Genomic DNA, 15,664 nt, shown 5'->3' on the forward strand with positions numbered 1-15,664 from the left:
CTTTGGTATGGATTACAAGTTAGTGATGATTATTCTCATCTTAGTCATATTGATTTATTTGTTGTTGCGCCTTCACTATTTAGAAGAGTTGCTAAAACATTATCACTTCAAAAATGATGAAGGAGTTTGTTCATTATCAAGAACAAAAAATCCATTGTATCTATTAATGGCAATGATTACTTTTTTGCCAAATCTTATCAATTGGATAGCTAATGGTTTTGAGGCAATAGACATTGTTCGCCTGATTCCTGTGGTAGTCTTTTTATGGTTGTATTATTGTGGAGATGACGACGAATGACAAAGAAAGCTTTATTTACAGGTTCATTTGATCCTGTTACTAATGGACATTTAGATATTATTGAGCGCGCCAGCTATCTATTTGATCATGTTTACATTGGGTTATTTTATAACCTTGAGAAGCAAGGTTACTTTTCGATTGAGTGCCGTAAAAAAATGTTAGAAGAAGCTATCCGTCAGTTTAAGAATGTTTCAGTTTTAGTGGCGCAAGATAGACTGGCTGTTGACTTAGCAAGGGAAGTGGGAGCAAAATATTTTGTTCGAGGTCTGCGTAATAGCCAGGATTTTGATTATGAAGCCAATTTGGAGTTTTTTAATAAACAGTTGGCAGATGATATTGAGACAGTTTATTTATCAACGTCGCCATCTTTGAGTCCGATATCATCTAGTCGCATCCGTGAATTGATACATTTTAAGGCTTCTGTGAAGCCTTTTGTTCCAAAGAGTGTTGTTAGAGAAGTGGAGAAAATGAGTGAAGAATAGAGATCCAAAAAGAAAACATAAAAGTTTACTAGGTCTGCTTAAATGGTGGATTATAGGTTTTGCTTTTTTATTGTTAGTATTAGCAAGCCTTGTAGTGAGACTACCTTATTATTTGGAAATGCCAGGTGGAGCTTATGATATCCGTTCGGTATTGAAAGTGAATAAAAAGGCTGATAAAGCTAAGGGTTCGTACAATTTTGTAGCGGTATCTGTCAGTCAAGCAACGCCAGCTCAGGTTCTTTATGCTTGGTTAACTCCTTTTACAGAATTATCTAGTAAAGAGGAGACAACAGGTGGCTTTAGTAATGACGATTATCTCAGAATTAATCAATTCTACATGGAGACTTCTCAAAATGAGTCCATCTATCAAGCTTTAAAGTTAGCTAATAAGCAAGTATCTCTTACTTATAAAGGAGTTTATGTGCTTAACTTAGCTAAAAATTCGACATTTAAAGATAGATTACATTTAGCTGATACAGTCACAGGAGTTAATGGCAAAAGTTTCAAAAATTCTTCTCAACTTATCAAATATGTTGCAGCTCTTCATCTAGGTGATAAAGTAAAGGTACAATACACAAGTCAAGGTAAAAAGAAAGAATCAGTTGGTAAAGTTATTAAACTATCAAACGGTAAAAATGGTATTGGTATCGGTTTGACAGACCATACAGAAGTATTATCTGATGTTCCTGTGGACTTTAATACTGAAGGTGTTGGAGGACCAAGTGCAGGTTTAATGTTTACTTTAGCGATTTACGACCAATTGGTTAAAGAAGATTTACGTAAAGGACGTAAGATTGCAGGTACTGGTACTATTGAGCAAAATGGGCATGTTGGCGATATTGGTGGAGCAGGTTTGAAAGTTGTTTCAGCGGCTAAAAAAGGAATGGATATTTTCTTTGTTCCTAATAATCCGATCGATAAAAATGCTAAAAAAGGCAAAACAAAGGTTCAGACGAATTATCAAGAGGCAAAAGCAGCAGCTAAGCGATTAGGTACGAAGATGAAAATTGTACCAGTTCAAAATGTTCAGCAAGCTATTGATTATTTGAAAAAAACAAAATAAACTCAAAGAGTTCGGGCGTCTGCTCGGCTTTTTTGTTTTGCGACATTTGACTATCAAAGTGCTAAAATGATAGTATGACAGAGCTTATAAGAATACTACATTTAAATGATCTGCACTCTCATTTTGAGAATTTTCCTAAGGTAAAACGATTTTTTCATGACAATCAAGCGCAGCCAATAGAGACGATTTCACTTGACTTGGGGGATAATATTGATAAAAGCCATCCTTTGACAGAAGCAAGCTCGGGAAAGGCTAATGTCCAATTGATGAATGAACTGGGTATTGAGCTTGCTACTATTGGTAATAATGAAGGAGTTGGTTTATCCAAAAAAGACTTGGACCAAGTCTACAAAGATTCAGATTTTACGGTTATTGTTGGCAATCTAAAAGATAACATAATCGAACCGAGTTGGGCAAAACCTTACATTATTTATGAGACGCAGCAAGGAACTAAGATTGCCTTTTTAGCTTATACTTTTCCTTATTATAAAACCTATGAACCTAATGGGTGGACGATAGAAGATCCAATTGACTGTCTTAAATGCCATTTACAAATAAATGAGATAAAAGAGGCAAATTGTCGCATTTTGATGAGTCATTTAGGTATTCGTTTTGATACAAGGATTGCTCAAGAATTTTCAGAAATTGACCTTATTATAGGTGCACATACACACCATTTATTTGAGGAAGGGGAGCTAATTAACGGTACATATCTTGCAGCAGCTGGTAAATATGGTCGCTTTGTTGGGAGTATTGATATAACTTTTGATAATCATACACTAAAAGATATTTTAATCTCAACATGTGATACAAAACAACTAACTGGTTATCCTTCGGACAGTGACTGGCTAAGAAGATTGAGTCAGAAGGTAAAGAACAGCTTAGAAAAGAAAGTTTAATATCCTTTCCAGCACCATTATCATTAGAAGAATCGTACCAACTAGTCATGGATGCGATGCTGTTTTACGCAGGTGCAGATGTTGCTATTATCAATTCTGGCTTAATTGTTCAGCCATTTGAAAAAGACTTTTCGAGGAAAAATCTCCACGAATCATTACCTCATCAAATGCGCCTCGCTAAATTGACAGTGAGTAGTCAAGAACTTTTAGAGATTTATGAAACTATTTATCAACAAGGTCAATTTTTAGCGCAACAAAAGATTCATGGTATGGGCTTTCGTGGCAAGTGCTTTGGAGAAGTTTTACATTCGGGATTTGATTACAAAAATGGAAAAATAGTGTATAATGAGAAAGATATTGATGCCAAAGAAGAAGTGATTCTTGTAATCGTTGATCAGTATTATTTTGCATCGTATTTTGAGTGTTTAAAAACGAAAAAAGTAGACTTGCTTTTCCTGAATTACTCAGAGATGTGGCAGCAGATTATTTAATAAATATGACACTATAAATGAAAAATAGATAAATAAAGAGTAGAAGCTAGTCGTTTCTCTCAATGATTTTAGAGAAAGGAGTATTATGCGAAAAGAAGTGACACCAGAGATGCTTAACTATAATAAGTATCCTGGCCCACAGTTCATTCACTTTGAAAATATCGTTAAAAGTGATGATATTGAATTTCAACTTGTTATTAATGAAAAATCAGCTTTTGATGTGACTGTCTTTGGACAACGTTTTTCTGAGATTTTATTAAAATATGATTTTATCGTTGGCGATTGGGGTAACGAGCAGTTGAGGCTAAGAGGCTTTTACAAAGATGCTAGTACAATTAGAAAAAATAGCCGGATTTCACGTTTAGAAGATTATATTAAAGAGTATTGTAACTTTGGTTGTGCTTATTTTGTGTTGGAGAATCCAAATCCTAGAGATATTAAATTTGATGATGAAAGACCTCATAAGCGTCGTAAGTCAAGATCCAAATCACAATCATCAAAGTCACAAACTAGAAATAATCGTTCCCAGTCAAATGCCAATGCTCATTTTACAAGTAAAAAGCGTAAAGACACAAAACGCCGTCAAGAACGTCATATTAAAGAAGAGCAAGATAAGGAAATGACCTCTGCAAAGCAGCATTTTGTTATTCGTAAGAAAAAATAAGAAAGGGATAAACTGTAACCGTTTATTCCACCATGAAGAAAGAAAATATTATGCCTAAAAAAACTGATACACCCGCCTATAAACCCTCTATTTATAGCTTAACTCGCGATGAACTAATAGCTTGGGCTATTGAACATGGAGAAAAGAAATTCCGTGCTTCACAAATCTGGGACTGGCTCTATAAAAAGCGTGTGCAAAGCTTCGATGAAATGACTAACATTTCCAAAGATTTTATTGCACTTTTGAACGAGAATTTTGTTGTTAATCCTCTAAAACAACGTATTGTTCAAGAATCTGCTGATGGAACTGTTAAATACCTTTTTGAATTACCTGATGGCATGCTGATTGAGACGGTTTTGATGCGTCAACATTATGGTTTATCAGTATGTGTAACGACTCAAGTTGGTTGTAACATTGGTTGCACTTTCTGTGCAAGTGGTTTAATAAAGAAACAACGTGATCTTAACAATGGCGAAATCACTGCTCAAATTATGCTTGTTCAAAAATATTTTGATGAACGTGGACAAGGTGAGCGCGTTAGTCACATTGTGGTCATGGGAATAGGTGAACCCTTTGATAACTATACCAATGTATTAAAATTCTTGCGTACAGTTAATGATGATAATGGATTAGCTATTGGTGCACGTCACATTACAGTGTCTACTTCAGGTTTAGCACATAAAATTCGTGAATTTGCAAATGAAGGTGTACAAGTTAACTTAGCAGTATCTCTTCATGCTCCAAATAACGATTTACGATCAAGTATCATGCGTATTAATCGTTCTTTCCCTCTTGAAAAGTTGTTTGCGGCTATTGAATATTATATTGAGACGACTAACCGTCGTGTAACATTTGAGTATATTATGTTAAATGGTGTCAACGATACCCCAGAAAATGCTCAAGAGTTAGCAGATTTAACGAAAAAGATTCGCAAATTATCTTATGTCAATTTAATTCCTTACAATCCTGTCTCAGAACATGACCAGTATAGTCGTAGTCCTAAAGAGCGTGTAGAAGCTTTCTATGACGTTTTGAAGAAAAATGGAGTTAACTGTGTTGTTCGTCAAGAACATGGTACGGACATTGATGCAGCTTGCGGGCAATTACGTTCAAACACAATGAAACGCGATCGTCAAAAAGCGAAGGTAGGGCAGTAATGCTTAAAAGATTACTTACTGAAGATGGGGAATTGACAAAGATTAGTCGTCGTTTCGTTTGGATGTTAGTGATTATCTATTGTCTTATTATTGTCAGGATGTGTTTTGGGCCTCAAATTATGATTGAGGGGGTATCAACTCCGAATGTTCAGCGCTTCGGAAGAATTGTAGCTCTTTTAGTACCATTTAATTCTTTTCGTAGTTTAGATCAGCTAACTAGCTTTAAAGAGATTTTTTGGGTTATTGGTCAAAATGTAGTGAATATTTTACTGCTGTTTCCTCTCATTATAGGGTTACTATCCCTAAAGCCAAGTTTACGGAAATATAAAAGCGTTATATTACTTGCTTTCTTGATGTCTCTTTTCATAGAGTGTACTCAAGTTGTTTTAGATATTTTAATAGATGCTAATCGGGTTTTTGAAATCGACGATCTATGGACAAATACCTTAGGCGGTCCTTTCGCCCTATGGACTTATCGAAACATAAAAGGTTGGCTTCTAACTATTAGAAAATGAAAATAATGTAAAGGCTATGATATTGTTCAAGCCTTTTACTATTTAAAAAGAATCACTTTAGTTGACGAAAGTAAGCTTATAGAGGCATAATAGAGAGTTGTTAAATGAGAATTTTAAAACACTTTTCATGTCTTCTGACTTAATTATGATGTTTTTCAATCTTTGAGAAAGGAAAAATATGTCTATTATAAAAAATTTGTGGTGGTTTTTTAAGGAAGAAAAGAAGCGCTATCTTATTGGAATTTTGTCATTAAGTTTGGTTGCGGTGTTAAATCTTATCCCTCCTAAAATCATGGGATCAGTTATTGATGCTATTACAACTGGAAAATTAACAAGACCACAATTACTCTGGAATTTATTAGGTTTGGTTTTGTCAGCTTTAGCTATGTATGGGCTGCGTTATATTTGGCGTATGTATATTTTAGGGACTTCTTACAAATTGGGTCAAGTTGTCAGATACCGTTTATTTGAACATTTTACAAAAATGTCTCCTTCTTTTTATCAGAAATATCGTACAGGTGATTTAATGGCGCACGCGACCAACGACATCAATTCTCTAACACGTCTTGCAGGAGGAGGAGTTATGTCAGCAGTGGATGCCTCTATCACAGCATTAGTAACGCTTATCACCATGTTCTTTACTATTTCGTGGCAAATGACATTAATTGCGGTTATCCCTTTGCCCTTAATGGCCTTAGCAACTAGTAAATTGGGGCGAAAAACCCATGAAACCTTCAAAGAATCTCAGGCAGCCTTTTCAGAATTAAATAATAAAGTGCAAGAAAGTGTCTCTGGCGTCAAAGTGACTAAATCATTTGGTTATCAAGAACAAGAAATTGCTTCTTTTCAAGAGGTTAATCAGATGACTTTCGTGAAGAACATGCGGACCATGACTTATGATGTCATGTTTGATCCTTTAGTTCTTCTTTTTATAGGTGCCTCCTACGTATTAACATTGGCTATGGGAGCTTTTATGATTTCAAAAGGTCAAGTTACTGTTGGTGACTTGGTAACATTTGTGACGTATTTAGATATGTTGGTATGGCCCTTGATGGCGATTGGTTTCTTGTTCAATATGGTACAGCGTGGTAGTGTTTCTTATAACCGTATTAATAGCCTACTTGAGCAAGAATCGGATATAACTGACCCTTTAAATCCTATCAGACCTGTTGTCAATGGAACATTAAGATATGATATTGATTTCTTTAGATACGACAATGAAGAAACCTTAGCCGATATTCATTTCACCTTAGAAAAAGGTCAAACCTTAGGTTTGGTAGGTCAAACGGGATCAGGGAAGACAAGTCTTATTAAGTTATTGCTACGTGAACATGATGTGACTCAGGGAAAAATTACTTTAAATAAACATGATATACGTGATTATCGATTGTCTGAGTTACGTCAACTAATCGGTTATGTTCCTCAAGATCAGTTTTTATTTGCTACCAGTATTTTAGAAAATGTTCGCTTTGGAAATCCAACTCTATCTATCAATGCTGTTAAAAAAGCAACTAAATTGGCTCATGTTTACGATGACATTAAACAGATGCCAGCAGGATTTGAGACTCTAATTGGAGAAAAAGGAGTCTCATTATCTGGTGGACAAAAACAAAGGATTGCGATGAGTCGTGCCATGATTTTAGATCCAGATATTCTTATTTTGGATGATTCTCTATCAGCAGTGGACGCTAAAACGGAACATGCCATTATTGAAAATCTTAAAACGAATCGTCAAGGGAAATCGACTATTATTTCAGCACATCGATTATCAGCTGTTGTGCACGCAGACCTTATCTTAGTTATGCAAGACGGCAGAGTCATCGAGCGAGGTCAGCATCAAGAGTTGCTAAATAAAGGTGGTTGGTATGCTGAAACGTATGCCTCACAGCAATTAGAAATGGAGGAAGCATTTGATGAAGTCTAATCAATGGCAAGTCTTTAAGAGATTAATCTCCTATTTACGCCCTTATAAATGGTTTACAGTATTAGCTCTATCTCTCTTATTGTTGACGACTGTTGTTAAAAATATTATTCCTTTAATTGCTTCACATTTTATTGATCACTATCTGACAAATGTTAATCAAACAGCAGTTCTTATTTTAGTGGGATATTATTCAATGTATGTCTTGCAGACCTTAATTCAATATTTTGGGAATCTCTTTTTTGCGCGTGTTTCTTATAGTATTGTTAGAGATATTCGTAGAGATGCTTTTGCTAATATGGAAAGGCTTGGCATGTCTTATTTTGATAGGACACCGGCAGGATCTATAGTGTCACGTATTACTAATGATACTGAAGCAATATCTGATATGTTTTCGGGTATTTTATCGAGTTTTATCTCGGCGATATTTATTTTTACAGTTACTCTGTACACTATGTTGATGCTAGACATTAAACTAACAGGACTTGTCGCTCTTTTATTACCTGTTATCTTTATATTAGTGAATGTCTATCGGAAAAAATCAGTCACTGTCATTGCTAAAACGAGAAGTTTACTTAGTGATATCAACAGTAAATTATCAGAAAGTATTGAAGGAATTCGCATTGTACAGGCTTTTGGTCAAGAAGAGCGCTTGAAGACTGAATTTGAGGAAATTAACAAAGAGCATGTTGTGTATGCCAATCGTTCTATGGCTCTTGATAGTCTCTTCTTAAGACCGGCGATGTCTCTTTTAAAACTCCTAGCATATGCTGTTCTTATGGCTTATTTTGGATTTACAGGAGTTAAAGGAGGTCTTACGGCAGGATTGATGTATGCTTTTATTCAGTACGTTAATCGTCTCTTTGACCCTTTAATTGAAGTAACGCAAAATTTTTCAACCTTACAAACATCAATGGTATCAGCAGGGCGTGTGTTTGATTTGATTGATGAAACAGGTTTTGAACCAAGCCAAAAAAATACAGAAGCTTTTGTGAGAGAAGGAAATATCGAATTTAAAAATGTATCATTCTCATATGATGGAAAAAAACAAATCCTTGATAATGTTTCTTTTAGTGTTAAAAAAGGTGAAACGATTGCTTTTGTAGGAGCGACAGGTTCTGGAAAATCATCTATTATTAATGTCTTTATGAGGTTTTACGAATTTCAATCTGGACAAGTTTTATTAGATGGGAAGGATATTAGGGATTACTCACAAGAACAATTGCGAAAGAATATTGGACTCGTCTTACAAGACCCCTTTTTATATCATGGCACTATTAAATCTAATATCAAAATGTACCAAGACATCACCGATCAAGAGGTACAGGACGCAGCAGAGTTTGTTGATGCTGATCAATTTATTCAGAAGTTGCCAGATAAGTACGATGCAGCTGTTTCAGAACGTGGGTCAAGTTTTTCGACTGGACAACGCCAACTATTGGCGTTTGCCAGAACTGTGGCTAGTAAACCTAAAATTTTAATCTTAGATGAAGCGACAGCAAATATTGATTCGGAAACAGAGCAGATTGTACAAGATTCGTTAGCAAAAATGCGTCAAGGTCGAACAACAATTGCCATTGCTCACCGCTTATCAACCATTCAAGATGCTAATTGTATCTATGTTCTTGATAGAGGAAAGATAATTGAAAGTGGGAATCACGAGTCTTTATTAGACCTAAAAGGGACTTATTATCGTATGTACCAATTACAAGCTGGCATGATGGAGGTCTAGAAAATTTAGACTATTCAAAAGGCATAATCTGTGAGGTTTAGAGGTTGGAGTAGTTATTCCTCTAAGCCTTTTTTATATTTTACAATTAGTGTATAATGAGGTCAAAGTGCAAGGAAAGGTCTATAAAATGTTACTATTGGTAGATAATTACGATTCTTTTACCTATAATTTAAAGCAATATTTAAGTGTCTATAAAGAGGTATTCGTCATAAAAAATGATGATCCTAACCTTTTTTTATTAGCTGAGAGCGCAGAAGCCATCGTCTTATCACCTGGACCAGGACACCCAAAGGATGCTGGGAAAATGGTAGAATTAATCAATCAGTTTATAGGAAAGAAACCTATTCTAGGTATCTGTTTGGGGCATCAAGCGCTTGCCGAGTGCTTGGGTGGGCGATTAAATTTAGCAAATCACGTTATGCATGGTAAACAAAGTTGGGTAACAATAAACGACCATACTAGTTTGTTTAAGGGAATTGATAGTCCAACCCAAGTTATGCGTTATCATTCATTGGTAGTGACTGATTTACCAGAGAATATTGCTGTTATTGCACGATCAAATGAGGATAATGAAATCATGGCATTCCATTGCCCCAGCTTAAAGGTATATGCGATGCAGTTTCATCCTGAGTCAATCGGGAGTATTGATGGAATGAAAATGATTGAAAACTTTTTGACGTTAATTAATGACTAAAATGTGTTAGTGTAGGATAATGACTCTCTATAAATAAAAGACAGTACCTTAGGTACTGTCTTTTATTTAGTTGTATAGATGAGTTAATCTGTTTGCAAATTTACGATAAATAATCAAGCAAATGGATGCTTTTAAGGTATCCCCAGGAATAAAAATAAGGTTAGAAAATAGTGATTTAGTTAAGGGTAGAGAAGTTTGAAAGGAAAGAACGATGCTACCACAAATATCAATCAATAGTACGCCAAATATCCAAATAATAAGGAATTGAACCCAGAGTTTTGTTGTTTTCACTTTCTCAAGCCCTAGGCCGATAAAAAAAGCTGCAAATGGATAAGTCAGCAGATAGCCTGCTGTTGGCCCAAACAGCGTTACGAGACCTGACCGTCCTCCTGGTAAAAATGGTGCACCAATAGCAACTAAGAGCAAGAAAATAGCCACAGCTAGGAAACCCTTCCTACTACCAAGCAGAGCACCTGCCAGCATAACACCAAGATTTTGTAAAACAATTGGGACTGGAATGAAACCTAATGGGATCCCTGGGATAAAACCTAAAACAATAAGTAGTGCAACCATGAGTGCAATATAGGTAGTTGTTCTTGTTTTCATTTAAATTAATTCCTTTTTAGTATGATTTAGTTGTAATTTTTCCAAGAATTCAATATCGGTATGTTGATTGCGACCGCCCTCTGTTAGGTAATTTCCCAAAAAAGTTGAGTCAACAAGTAAGGTGACTAATGATTCAAAATTCTCAAAATGGACCTCTCGTCCAGCGCTTAATCTTAATTCCTTGAAAGGAAAAACAAAACGCAACATGGCCATAATTTTTAAGCATTTAATGGGAGTCAAATAGTTATATTTTCCAAGAGGTGTTCCTTCAACAGCAAGTAAAAAATTGACAGGGATAGAATAGGGGTCCAGCTCTTTTAGTCTGAAAGCTAATGTGATGAGCCCCTCATCGCTCTCTCCCATACCACAAATGAATCCAGAACAAACATCAATGTCTTCATTGTGAATTCTTTCTAAAGTATCACAACGATCTTTGAAGCTATGCGTCGTTGCAATGTTGGGGTAGTTTTCTTCGGGGGTGTTGAGATTATGATTGATACGGTCAATTCCTGCTTGTTTTAGCTGATGAAGTTGTTCTCTATCCAAAAAACCAGCGGTAAGGCATATTTCTAGAGGGAGGCTTTTTTTGATTTCAGGGATGACTTAACATAACTGCTCAATTTCTCTCTTGCTAGGCTTAGTTCCACTCATCGAAATACAAAAGACGCTAGCACCATTTTGATGAGCGACAATAGCCTGTTTTAGAATGACATTTTGAGGAAGCAGACCAAATTTATCAATGTCAGCAGTGCTTTCTTTAGATTGAGAACAGTAACCACAATTTTCTGCACAAAGTCCTTGCTTAGCACTTAATAAAACGTTAAGGCGAATATTATTTCGGCTAACTTGATTTTTAAGGTATAAGGCAGCAGCGTAGATTTCCCACCAGTTCTCATCGCTATTTAGAATTTCCAGCGCTTGTTCATAAGAAATGCTAGTCTTTCCAGATAATATTTCGTCAGCCAAATGGATATAATTTGTTTGAAATGACATGATAGCCTCCTTTAACGAAATTAATAATAGCATAAAAAAACTATATTGTAAACTTAGTCGATATCATAAGTTAACAATATAAAAAATTATGATATACTGGTCTTATATTTTGACGGGAGATAAGATGAAAAAACTATTTAAAAAAGCGATAGCTATGTGCCGAGATTTGCCGCTTAATTTTGTAATTGTTGAACTTAGTTTGTATCAAAGAGAGGATGGCTCATCTGATAATATTAAATGGATTTCTAAGAGAATTCTTGAGGTAACGGTAACTGATCAGCAATGGATTTACCATTTGAGGATGCTTAATTTACCAAAACTTAAGCCAATGTCACTAGCATCCAGTGACTGTCCTGCAAGGGAAGAGAAGGCTAGTCTTATTTCAATAGAAGAATGTCAAAAATTCACTAGCTTAGTGCGAGATAAAAATCCTTTTCACCAAGGGGAAGCAGCTATTGTGCCTGCGGCTCTATTATTGGAAAAAATAATGGAAGTTAGAAAAGGAAAAATAAAGGAGATTCATTTGACTTTTTTATCTCCAGTAAGGGTGAATCAAGAATTCTCAGTGCAAGTAGTGGATAACACAGTGATTATTTTTCAGCATCAAATATTATGGTGAGGGGAACATATGAAGAATAGAGATGTTTATATTGGTTTTGGGCTACGAACACCTATCGGTATAAAAGGGAAGCAATTTAAACATTACCGTCCAGAACTTTTAGGAGCACACCTTTTAAATCAAATAAAAAAAATAGAATCAGAATCTAACATTGATAGTATTATTTGTGGGAACACAGTTGGTACTGGGGGCAATATTGGTCGTTTGATGACTCTTTTTTCTGATTATGAATCCTATATTCCAGTACAAACGATTGATATGCAGTGTGCTTCATCAAGTTCTGCCTTGTTTTTTGGTTATCTAAAAATCAGTACCGGTATTAATGAAAAAGTTCTTGTTGGGGGGATTGAAAGTAGTTCTCTTCAACCTATGAGACGTTATGCTAAAGAAGATAATCGTAACGGAGAATATACAGTTGCTCAGTTTTCTCCTGACTCTTATGCTGAAACTGTAATGTTAGAAGGGGCCCAGAGAGTCTGTCAAAAATATGGTTTTAGAAGAGAAATGTTAGATAAATTGGCATTCTTGAGCCATAAACGCGCCTTAACAGCTAAACAAGGTGGCTATTTAGAAGAGGTAATCTTACCAATGGAAGGGATGCGAGATCAAGGCGTTAGAAAACTAAAAGAAACATTTTTTCAAAAATTACCAAGATTGATGGAAAATTCACCTTTGCTCACTATTGGAAATGTTTGTTTAATGCACGATGCTGCTGCATTTCTAACGCTTCAGAGTCAGAAAACAGAATTCCGGATTGTTCACATTGTAGAAGTAGCAGGAGATCCCAAGCTTAGTCCAGAATTGGTTCACACGGCTACGGAAAAACTATTAACAGAAACTCATACTAAAATATCGGATTATGATGCAATTGAATGGAATGAACCATTTGCAGCGATTGATGCTCTATTTAATCATTATTATCCTGAAGAGAGAGAAAAATTCAATATTTTTGGAGGGACATTAGCTTACGACGGACACCCTTATGCCTGCTCAGGAATTATTAATATCCTTCATCTTATGCAGGCATTAAAATATAAAAATAAACCTATGGGTCTAACTGCCATTGCAGGGGCAGGAGGAGTCGGAATGGCCATATCAATAGAGTACTTAGGAGTTAAGAATGCTTGAATCATTGAAAACGATAGTTAAAACCAATAGCGATAAAAAGTTATTTGATGGTGATTTACAGGTCAGTTATGGAGAATTTTATAACTTAGTAAGACAAGATATGGCGTCACAAGACAATAGGAAACATGTGATTAGCACACACTCTCTGCTTAACCAATTAGTAAGATTTGTTTCAAAGTTATGTCAAAAAGCTCTTCCTATTATTTGTAAACCTAACCTTACTCATAATGAAATAAGTCGATTAGAAAAAGAAGTGCAGTATGCTCCTCAACTAGCTGATTTTGGTGTTCTTTCTTCTGGGACTACAGCTGATGCTAAACTATTGTGGAGGAGCTTCACTTCGTGGTCTGATTTTTTTAGCATTCAGAATGCTTATTTTTCGGTCACTTCCAATAGCAAACTGTTTATTCAAGGTGATTTTTCATTTACTGGTAACTTAAATTTAGCGCTATCCCTTTTATTACTGGGGGGAACACTTGTTGTCACACAGAAAAATTCTGTAAAATACTGGCAGACTTTATGGGAAAAAACTGGTGTAACGCATCTATATCTGCTCCCTAGTTATCTCAAGTTAGTGGAACAATATAGCAAGGAGACTGCGTTAGACAATAAAACTATTATTACCTCTTCGCAATATGTCTCTGACTCATTACTGGAAGGTTTATATAGAAAGCATCCTAAAGTGTCAGTGAAAATCTTCTATGGTGCTAGTGAGCTCAATTATGTGTCATGGTACGATGGTCGTGATATCCGAGATAAGCCACAGTATGTTGGAGAAATCGTTCCAAATGTAGCTGTTAGGATTAAAGAGGGAAGAATTTTTGTAAAAACACCGTATAGTATCTGTGGCCTTTCAAGTGAATATTGTGCTGGTGATTATGGTGAACTGATAGATGGCAAATTATATCTATTTGGCCGTGGTGGTGATTGGTGCAATCAATCGGGCATTAAGCTCTATTTACCTAGATTAATCGAAAAAATAAAAACATGCCCTTATATCAAGGATGCAGTAGCATTTACAAAAGAGAGTCAAAGTCATGGACAAGAGTCACATTGCTGTATTGTTTTAATTGAAAATCAGATGCAACAAGAGTGTTTGAAGTGGTTATCGGAACATTTTGAAAAGAAGTATGGGTTTAAGCATTATCATATTGTATCTAAAATTCCTTTGATGCCATCTGGAAAAATTGATTATCAACAACTCAAAAGACAGTTAGCATGAGCTTTTACTAAAAAAATAAAATAGGGTTAATGGATTGCAAACCTCAGTTCTGATATTCTTTATTTTGAAAGATATCGTGATATAATGATAAAAAAGAAAGATAAGGAATAAAATGTTATCAAAAGCAAAATCACGATATATTATCCGTGAGATTATTAAGTTATTTCCAGATGCTAAACCTAGCTTAGACTTTACTAATGTCTTTGAGCTTTTGGTAGCTGTAATGCTATCAGCTCAAACAACTGATGCAGCTGTTAATAAAGTTACACCCGCCCTTTTTGAACGCTTTCCAAATCCTTTAGTTTTGGCACAAGCTGATCCCAAAGAGATTGAACCCTATATTTCTAAAATTGGGCTTTACCGTAATAAAGCTCGATTCTTAAATCAATGCGCTAAACAATTGATAGAGCATTTTGATGGAAAAGTCCCCCGAACTCGTCAAGAGCTAGAAAGTTTGGCTGGCGTTGGAAGGAAAACGGCTAACGTGGTCATGAGTGTTGGATTTGGTATTCCGGCTTTTGCCGTAGATACTCATGTCACTCGGATTTGTAAACACCACCAGATTTGCAAACAGTCGGCTTCTCCACTGGAAATTGAGAAACGAGTCATGGAGGTTTTACCACCAGAAGAGTGGCTAGCTGCACATCAATCCATGATTTATTTTGGTCGTGCAATTTGTCATCCTAAAAATCCAAAATGCGACCAGTACCCACAACTTTATCACTTTCCTGATAATTTAAAGTGATTAGAATAAAAGAGAGTAACTGGTGACGATTATATAAGCGATACTTAAAAACGGTAGAAAAGCTATCGTTTTTTTCATTTTTCTCATAACTAAACAATAAATAATTCCTAACCAAGCACCTATTTGAATAATAAAAAGCATTTGATGAAGAGGTAAAGATAAGCCAATTGTGGCTAAATAAAGGAAATCTCCACTTCCGATATTAATATCAACCACTTCAGCTAAAATCCCAAATAAACACAAAACAATAGAAACTTTTGTAATCGGTGTGAGAATTATCGTTGAAATGGTGAATAATATCCATAGAAAAATAGGATACTCTTGGTATTTTATATCATAATAACTTAAGATAAAACTCATGCATAAAGAAATAAAATAGATGGTAGACATAATCATAAAATCCTTTTTATAGTTTATATTTATATTCGAAAAATG

General features: G+C 35.3%; 15 protein-coding genes and 2 pseudogenes. 14 read left to right on the plus strand and 3 right to left on the minus strand.

Annotation, left to right across the window (positions count from 1 at the left end):
- The first annotated feature begins 7 nt into the window (after positions 1–7).
- The 10 genes and pseudogenes from QOR44_RS02520 to QOR44_RS02565 all read left to right on the plus strand — a co-directional run bounded on the left by QOR44_RS02520 (position 8) and on the right by QOR44_RS02565 (position 9,916).
- The gene (locus QOR44_RS02520) at positions 8–298 is read left to right on the plus strand and encodes a hypothetical protein (protein WP_000384889.1); all 291 of its coding nucleotides are present in this window, start codon (positions 8–10) and stop codon (positions 296–298) included.
- Positions 295–780, plus strand: coding sequence for a pantetheine-phosphate adenylyltransferase (gene coaD, locus QOR44_RS02525; protein WP_000161892.1), 486 nt, complete (start codon positions 295–297; stop codon positions 778–780). Before QOR44_RS02520 ends, coaD begins: the two co-directional genes overlap by 4 nt.
- Entirely contained in the window at positions 770–1,843 is a 1,074-nt protein-coding gene (locus QOR44_RS02530; protein ID WP_000796095.1) for a SepM family pheromone-processing serine protease, read from the plus strand. Before coaD ends, QOR44_RS02530 begins: the two co-directional genes overlap by 11 nt.
- A 74-nt stretch (positions 1,844–1,917) precedes the next feature.
- Positions 1,918–3,250 (plus strand): annotated as a pseudogene (locus QOR44_RS02535) (bifunctional metallophosphatase/5'-nucleotidase).
- A 68-nt stretch (positions 3,251–3,318) separates the two neighbouring features.
- Complete coding sequence (locus tag QOR44_RS02540; protein ID WP_001224500.1) at positions 3,319–3,897, plus strand: YutD family protein; 579 nt, start codon at positions 3,319–3,321, stop codon at positions 3,895–3,897.
- A 50-nt stretch (positions 3,898–3,947) separates the two neighbouring features.
- Positions 3,948–5,054 carry a dual-specificity RNA methyltransferase RlmN gene (gene rlmN / locus QOR44_RS02545; protein ID WP_001124990.1) on the plus strand — a complete coding sequence of 369 codons (1,107 nt, stop codon included), beginning with the start codon at positions 3,948–3,950 and terminating at the stop codon, positions 5,052–5,054.
- Positions 5,054–5,569, plus strand: a complete 516-nt coding sequence (locus tag QOR44_RS02550; RefSeq protein WP_000919803.1) for a VanZ family protein — start codon at positions 5,054–5,056, stop codon at positions 5,567–5,569. Before rlmN ends, QOR44_RS02550 begins: the two co-directional genes overlap by 1 nt.
- 178 nt (positions 5,570–5,747) lie before the next feature.
- Positions 5,748–7,493 (plus strand): ABC transporter ATP-binding protein, encoded by a 1,746-nt coding sequence (locus tag QOR44_RS02555; RefSeq protein ID WP_000022475.1) that lies wholly within the window; start codon positions 5,748–5,750, stop codon positions 7,491–7,493.
- On the plus strand, positions 7,483–9,222 hold the full coding sequence (locus QOR44_RS02560; RefSeq protein ID WP_000841525.1) for an ABC transporter ATP-binding protein: 1,740 nt from the start codon (positions 7,483–7,485) through the stop codon (positions 9,220–9,222). The genes QOR44_RS02555 and QOR44_RS02560 overlap by 11 nt, the downstream gene beginning before the upstream one ends.
- Before the next feature lie 127 nt (positions 9,223–9,349).
- Positions 9,350–9,916, plus strand: a complete 567-nt coding sequence (locus QOR44_RS02565) for an aminodeoxychorismate/anthranilate synthase component II (RefSeq protein WP_000925634.1) — start codon at positions 9,350–9,352, stop codon at positions 9,914–9,916.
- A 66-nt stretch (positions 9,917–9,982) separates the two neighbouring features.
- Here the strand turns inward: QOR44_RS02565 and QOR44_RS02570 are convergent, their stop codons facing one another.
- Both QOR44_RS02570 and bioB read right to left on the minus strand, forming a co-directional pair.
- On the minus strand, positions 9,983–10,522 hold the full coding sequence (locus tag QOR44_RS02570) for a biotin transporter BioY (RefSeq protein WP_000857895.1): 540 nt from the start codon (positions 10,520–10,522) through the stop codon (positions 9,983–9,985).
- Positions 10,523–11,515 (minus strand): annotated as a pseudogene (bioB, locus tag QOR44_RS02575) (biotin synthase BioB).
- Between the two features lie 124 nt (positions 11,516–11,639).
- Here bioB and QOR44_RS02580 point away from each other — a divergent pair.
- From QOR44_RS02580 to nth, 4 genes are all read left to right on the plus strand, one after another.
- On the plus strand, positions 11,640–12,134 hold the full coding sequence (locus QOR44_RS02580; protein ID WP_000732601.1) for a hypothetical protein: 495 nt from the start codon (positions 11,640–11,642) through the stop codon (positions 12,132–12,134).
- Positions 12,135–12,143: 9 nt separating this feature from the next.
- Positions 12,144–13,262 (plus strand): thiolase family protein, encoded by a 1,119-nt coding sequence (locus tag QOR44_RS02585; protein ID WP_000796106.1) that lies wholly within the window; start codon positions 12,144–12,146, stop codon positions 13,260–13,262.
- A complete protein-coding gene (locus tag QOR44_RS02590) occupies positions 13,255–14,484 on the plus strand; it encodes an AMP-binding protein (protein WP_000894050.1) in 1,230 nt (409 codons plus the stop codon). Before QOR44_RS02585 ends, QOR44_RS02590 begins: the two co-directional genes overlap by 8 nt.
- A 112-nt stretch (positions 14,485–14,596) precedes the next feature.
- A complete protein-coding gene (gene nth, locus QOR44_RS02595; protein ID WP_000949176.1) occupies positions 14,597–15,229 on the plus strand; it encodes an endonuclease III in 633 nt (210 codons plus the stop codon).
- Here nth and QOR44_RS02600 read toward each other — a convergent pair whose 3' ends face one another.
- The gene (locus QOR44_RS02600) at positions 15,230–15,625 is read right to left on the minus strand and encodes an A24 family peptidase (RefSeq protein ID WP_000606045.1); all 396 of its coding nucleotides are present in this window, start codon (positions 15,623–15,625) and stop codon (positions 15,230–15,232) included.
- Between the last annotated feature and the right edge of the window lie 39 nt (positions 15,626–15,664).

Source organism: Streptococcus agalactiae, assembly GCF_949788565.1.
GTDB classification, from domain to species: Bacteria; Bacillota; Bacilli; order Lactobacillales; family Streptococcaceae; genus Streptococcus; species Streptococcus agalactiae.

Bases quoted from the DNA above. Each gene is read 5' to 3' on its own strand.
- QOR44_RS02520 (WP_000384889.1), top strand. From the start codon at position 8: ATGGATTACAAGTTAGTGATGATTATTCTCATCTTAGTCATATTGATT.
- coaD (WP_000161892.1), top strand. From the start codon at position 295: ATGACAAAGAAAGCTTTATTTACAGGTTCATTTGATCCTGTTACTAAT.
- QOR44_RS02540 (WP_001224500.1), top strand. From the start codon at position 3,319: ATGCGAAAAGAAGTGACACCAGAGATGCTTAACTATAATAAGTATCCT.
- rlmN (WP_001124990.1), top strand. From the start codon at position 3,948: ATGCCTAAAAAAACTGATACACCCGCCTATAAACCCTCTATTTATAGC.
- QOR44_RS02550 (WP_000919803.1), top strand. From the start codon at position 5,054: ATGCTTAAAAGATTACTTACTGAAGATGGGGAATTGACAAAGATTAGT.
- QOR44_RS02555 (WP_000022475.1), top strand. From the start codon at position 5,748: ATGTCTATTATAAAAAATTTGTGGTGGTTTTTTAAGGAAGAAAAGAAG.
- QOR44_RS02560 (WP_000841525.1), top strand. From the start codon at position 7,483: ATGAAGTCTAATCAATGGCAAGTCTTTAAGAGATTAATCTCCTATTTA.
- QOR44_RS02565 (WP_000925634.1), top strand. From the start codon at position 9,350: ATGTTACTATTGGTAGATAATTACGATTCTTTTACCTATAATTTAAAG.
- QOR44_RS02570 (WP_000857895.1), bottom strand. From the start codon at position 10,522: ATGAAAACAAGAACAACTACCTATATTGCACTCATGGTTGCACTACTT.
- QOR44_RS02580 (WP_000732601.1), top strand. From the start codon at position 11,640: ATGAAAAAACTATTTAAAAAAGCGATAGCTATGTGCCGAGATTTGCCG.
- QOR44_RS02585 (WP_000796106.1), top strand. From the start codon at position 12,144: ATGAAGAATAGAGATGTTTATATTGGTTTTGGGCTACGAACACCTATC.
- QOR44_RS02590 (WP_000894050.1), top strand. From the start codon at position 13,255: ATGCTTGAATCATTGAAAACGATAGTTAAAACCAATAGCGATAAAAAG.
- nth (WP_000949176.1), top strand. From the start codon at position 14,597: ATGTTATCAAAAGCAAAATCACGATATATTATCCGTGAGATTATTAAG.
- QOR44_RS02600 (WP_000606045.1), bottom strand. From the start codon at position 15,625: ATGATTATGTCTACCATCTATTTTATTTCTTTATGCATGAGTTTTATC.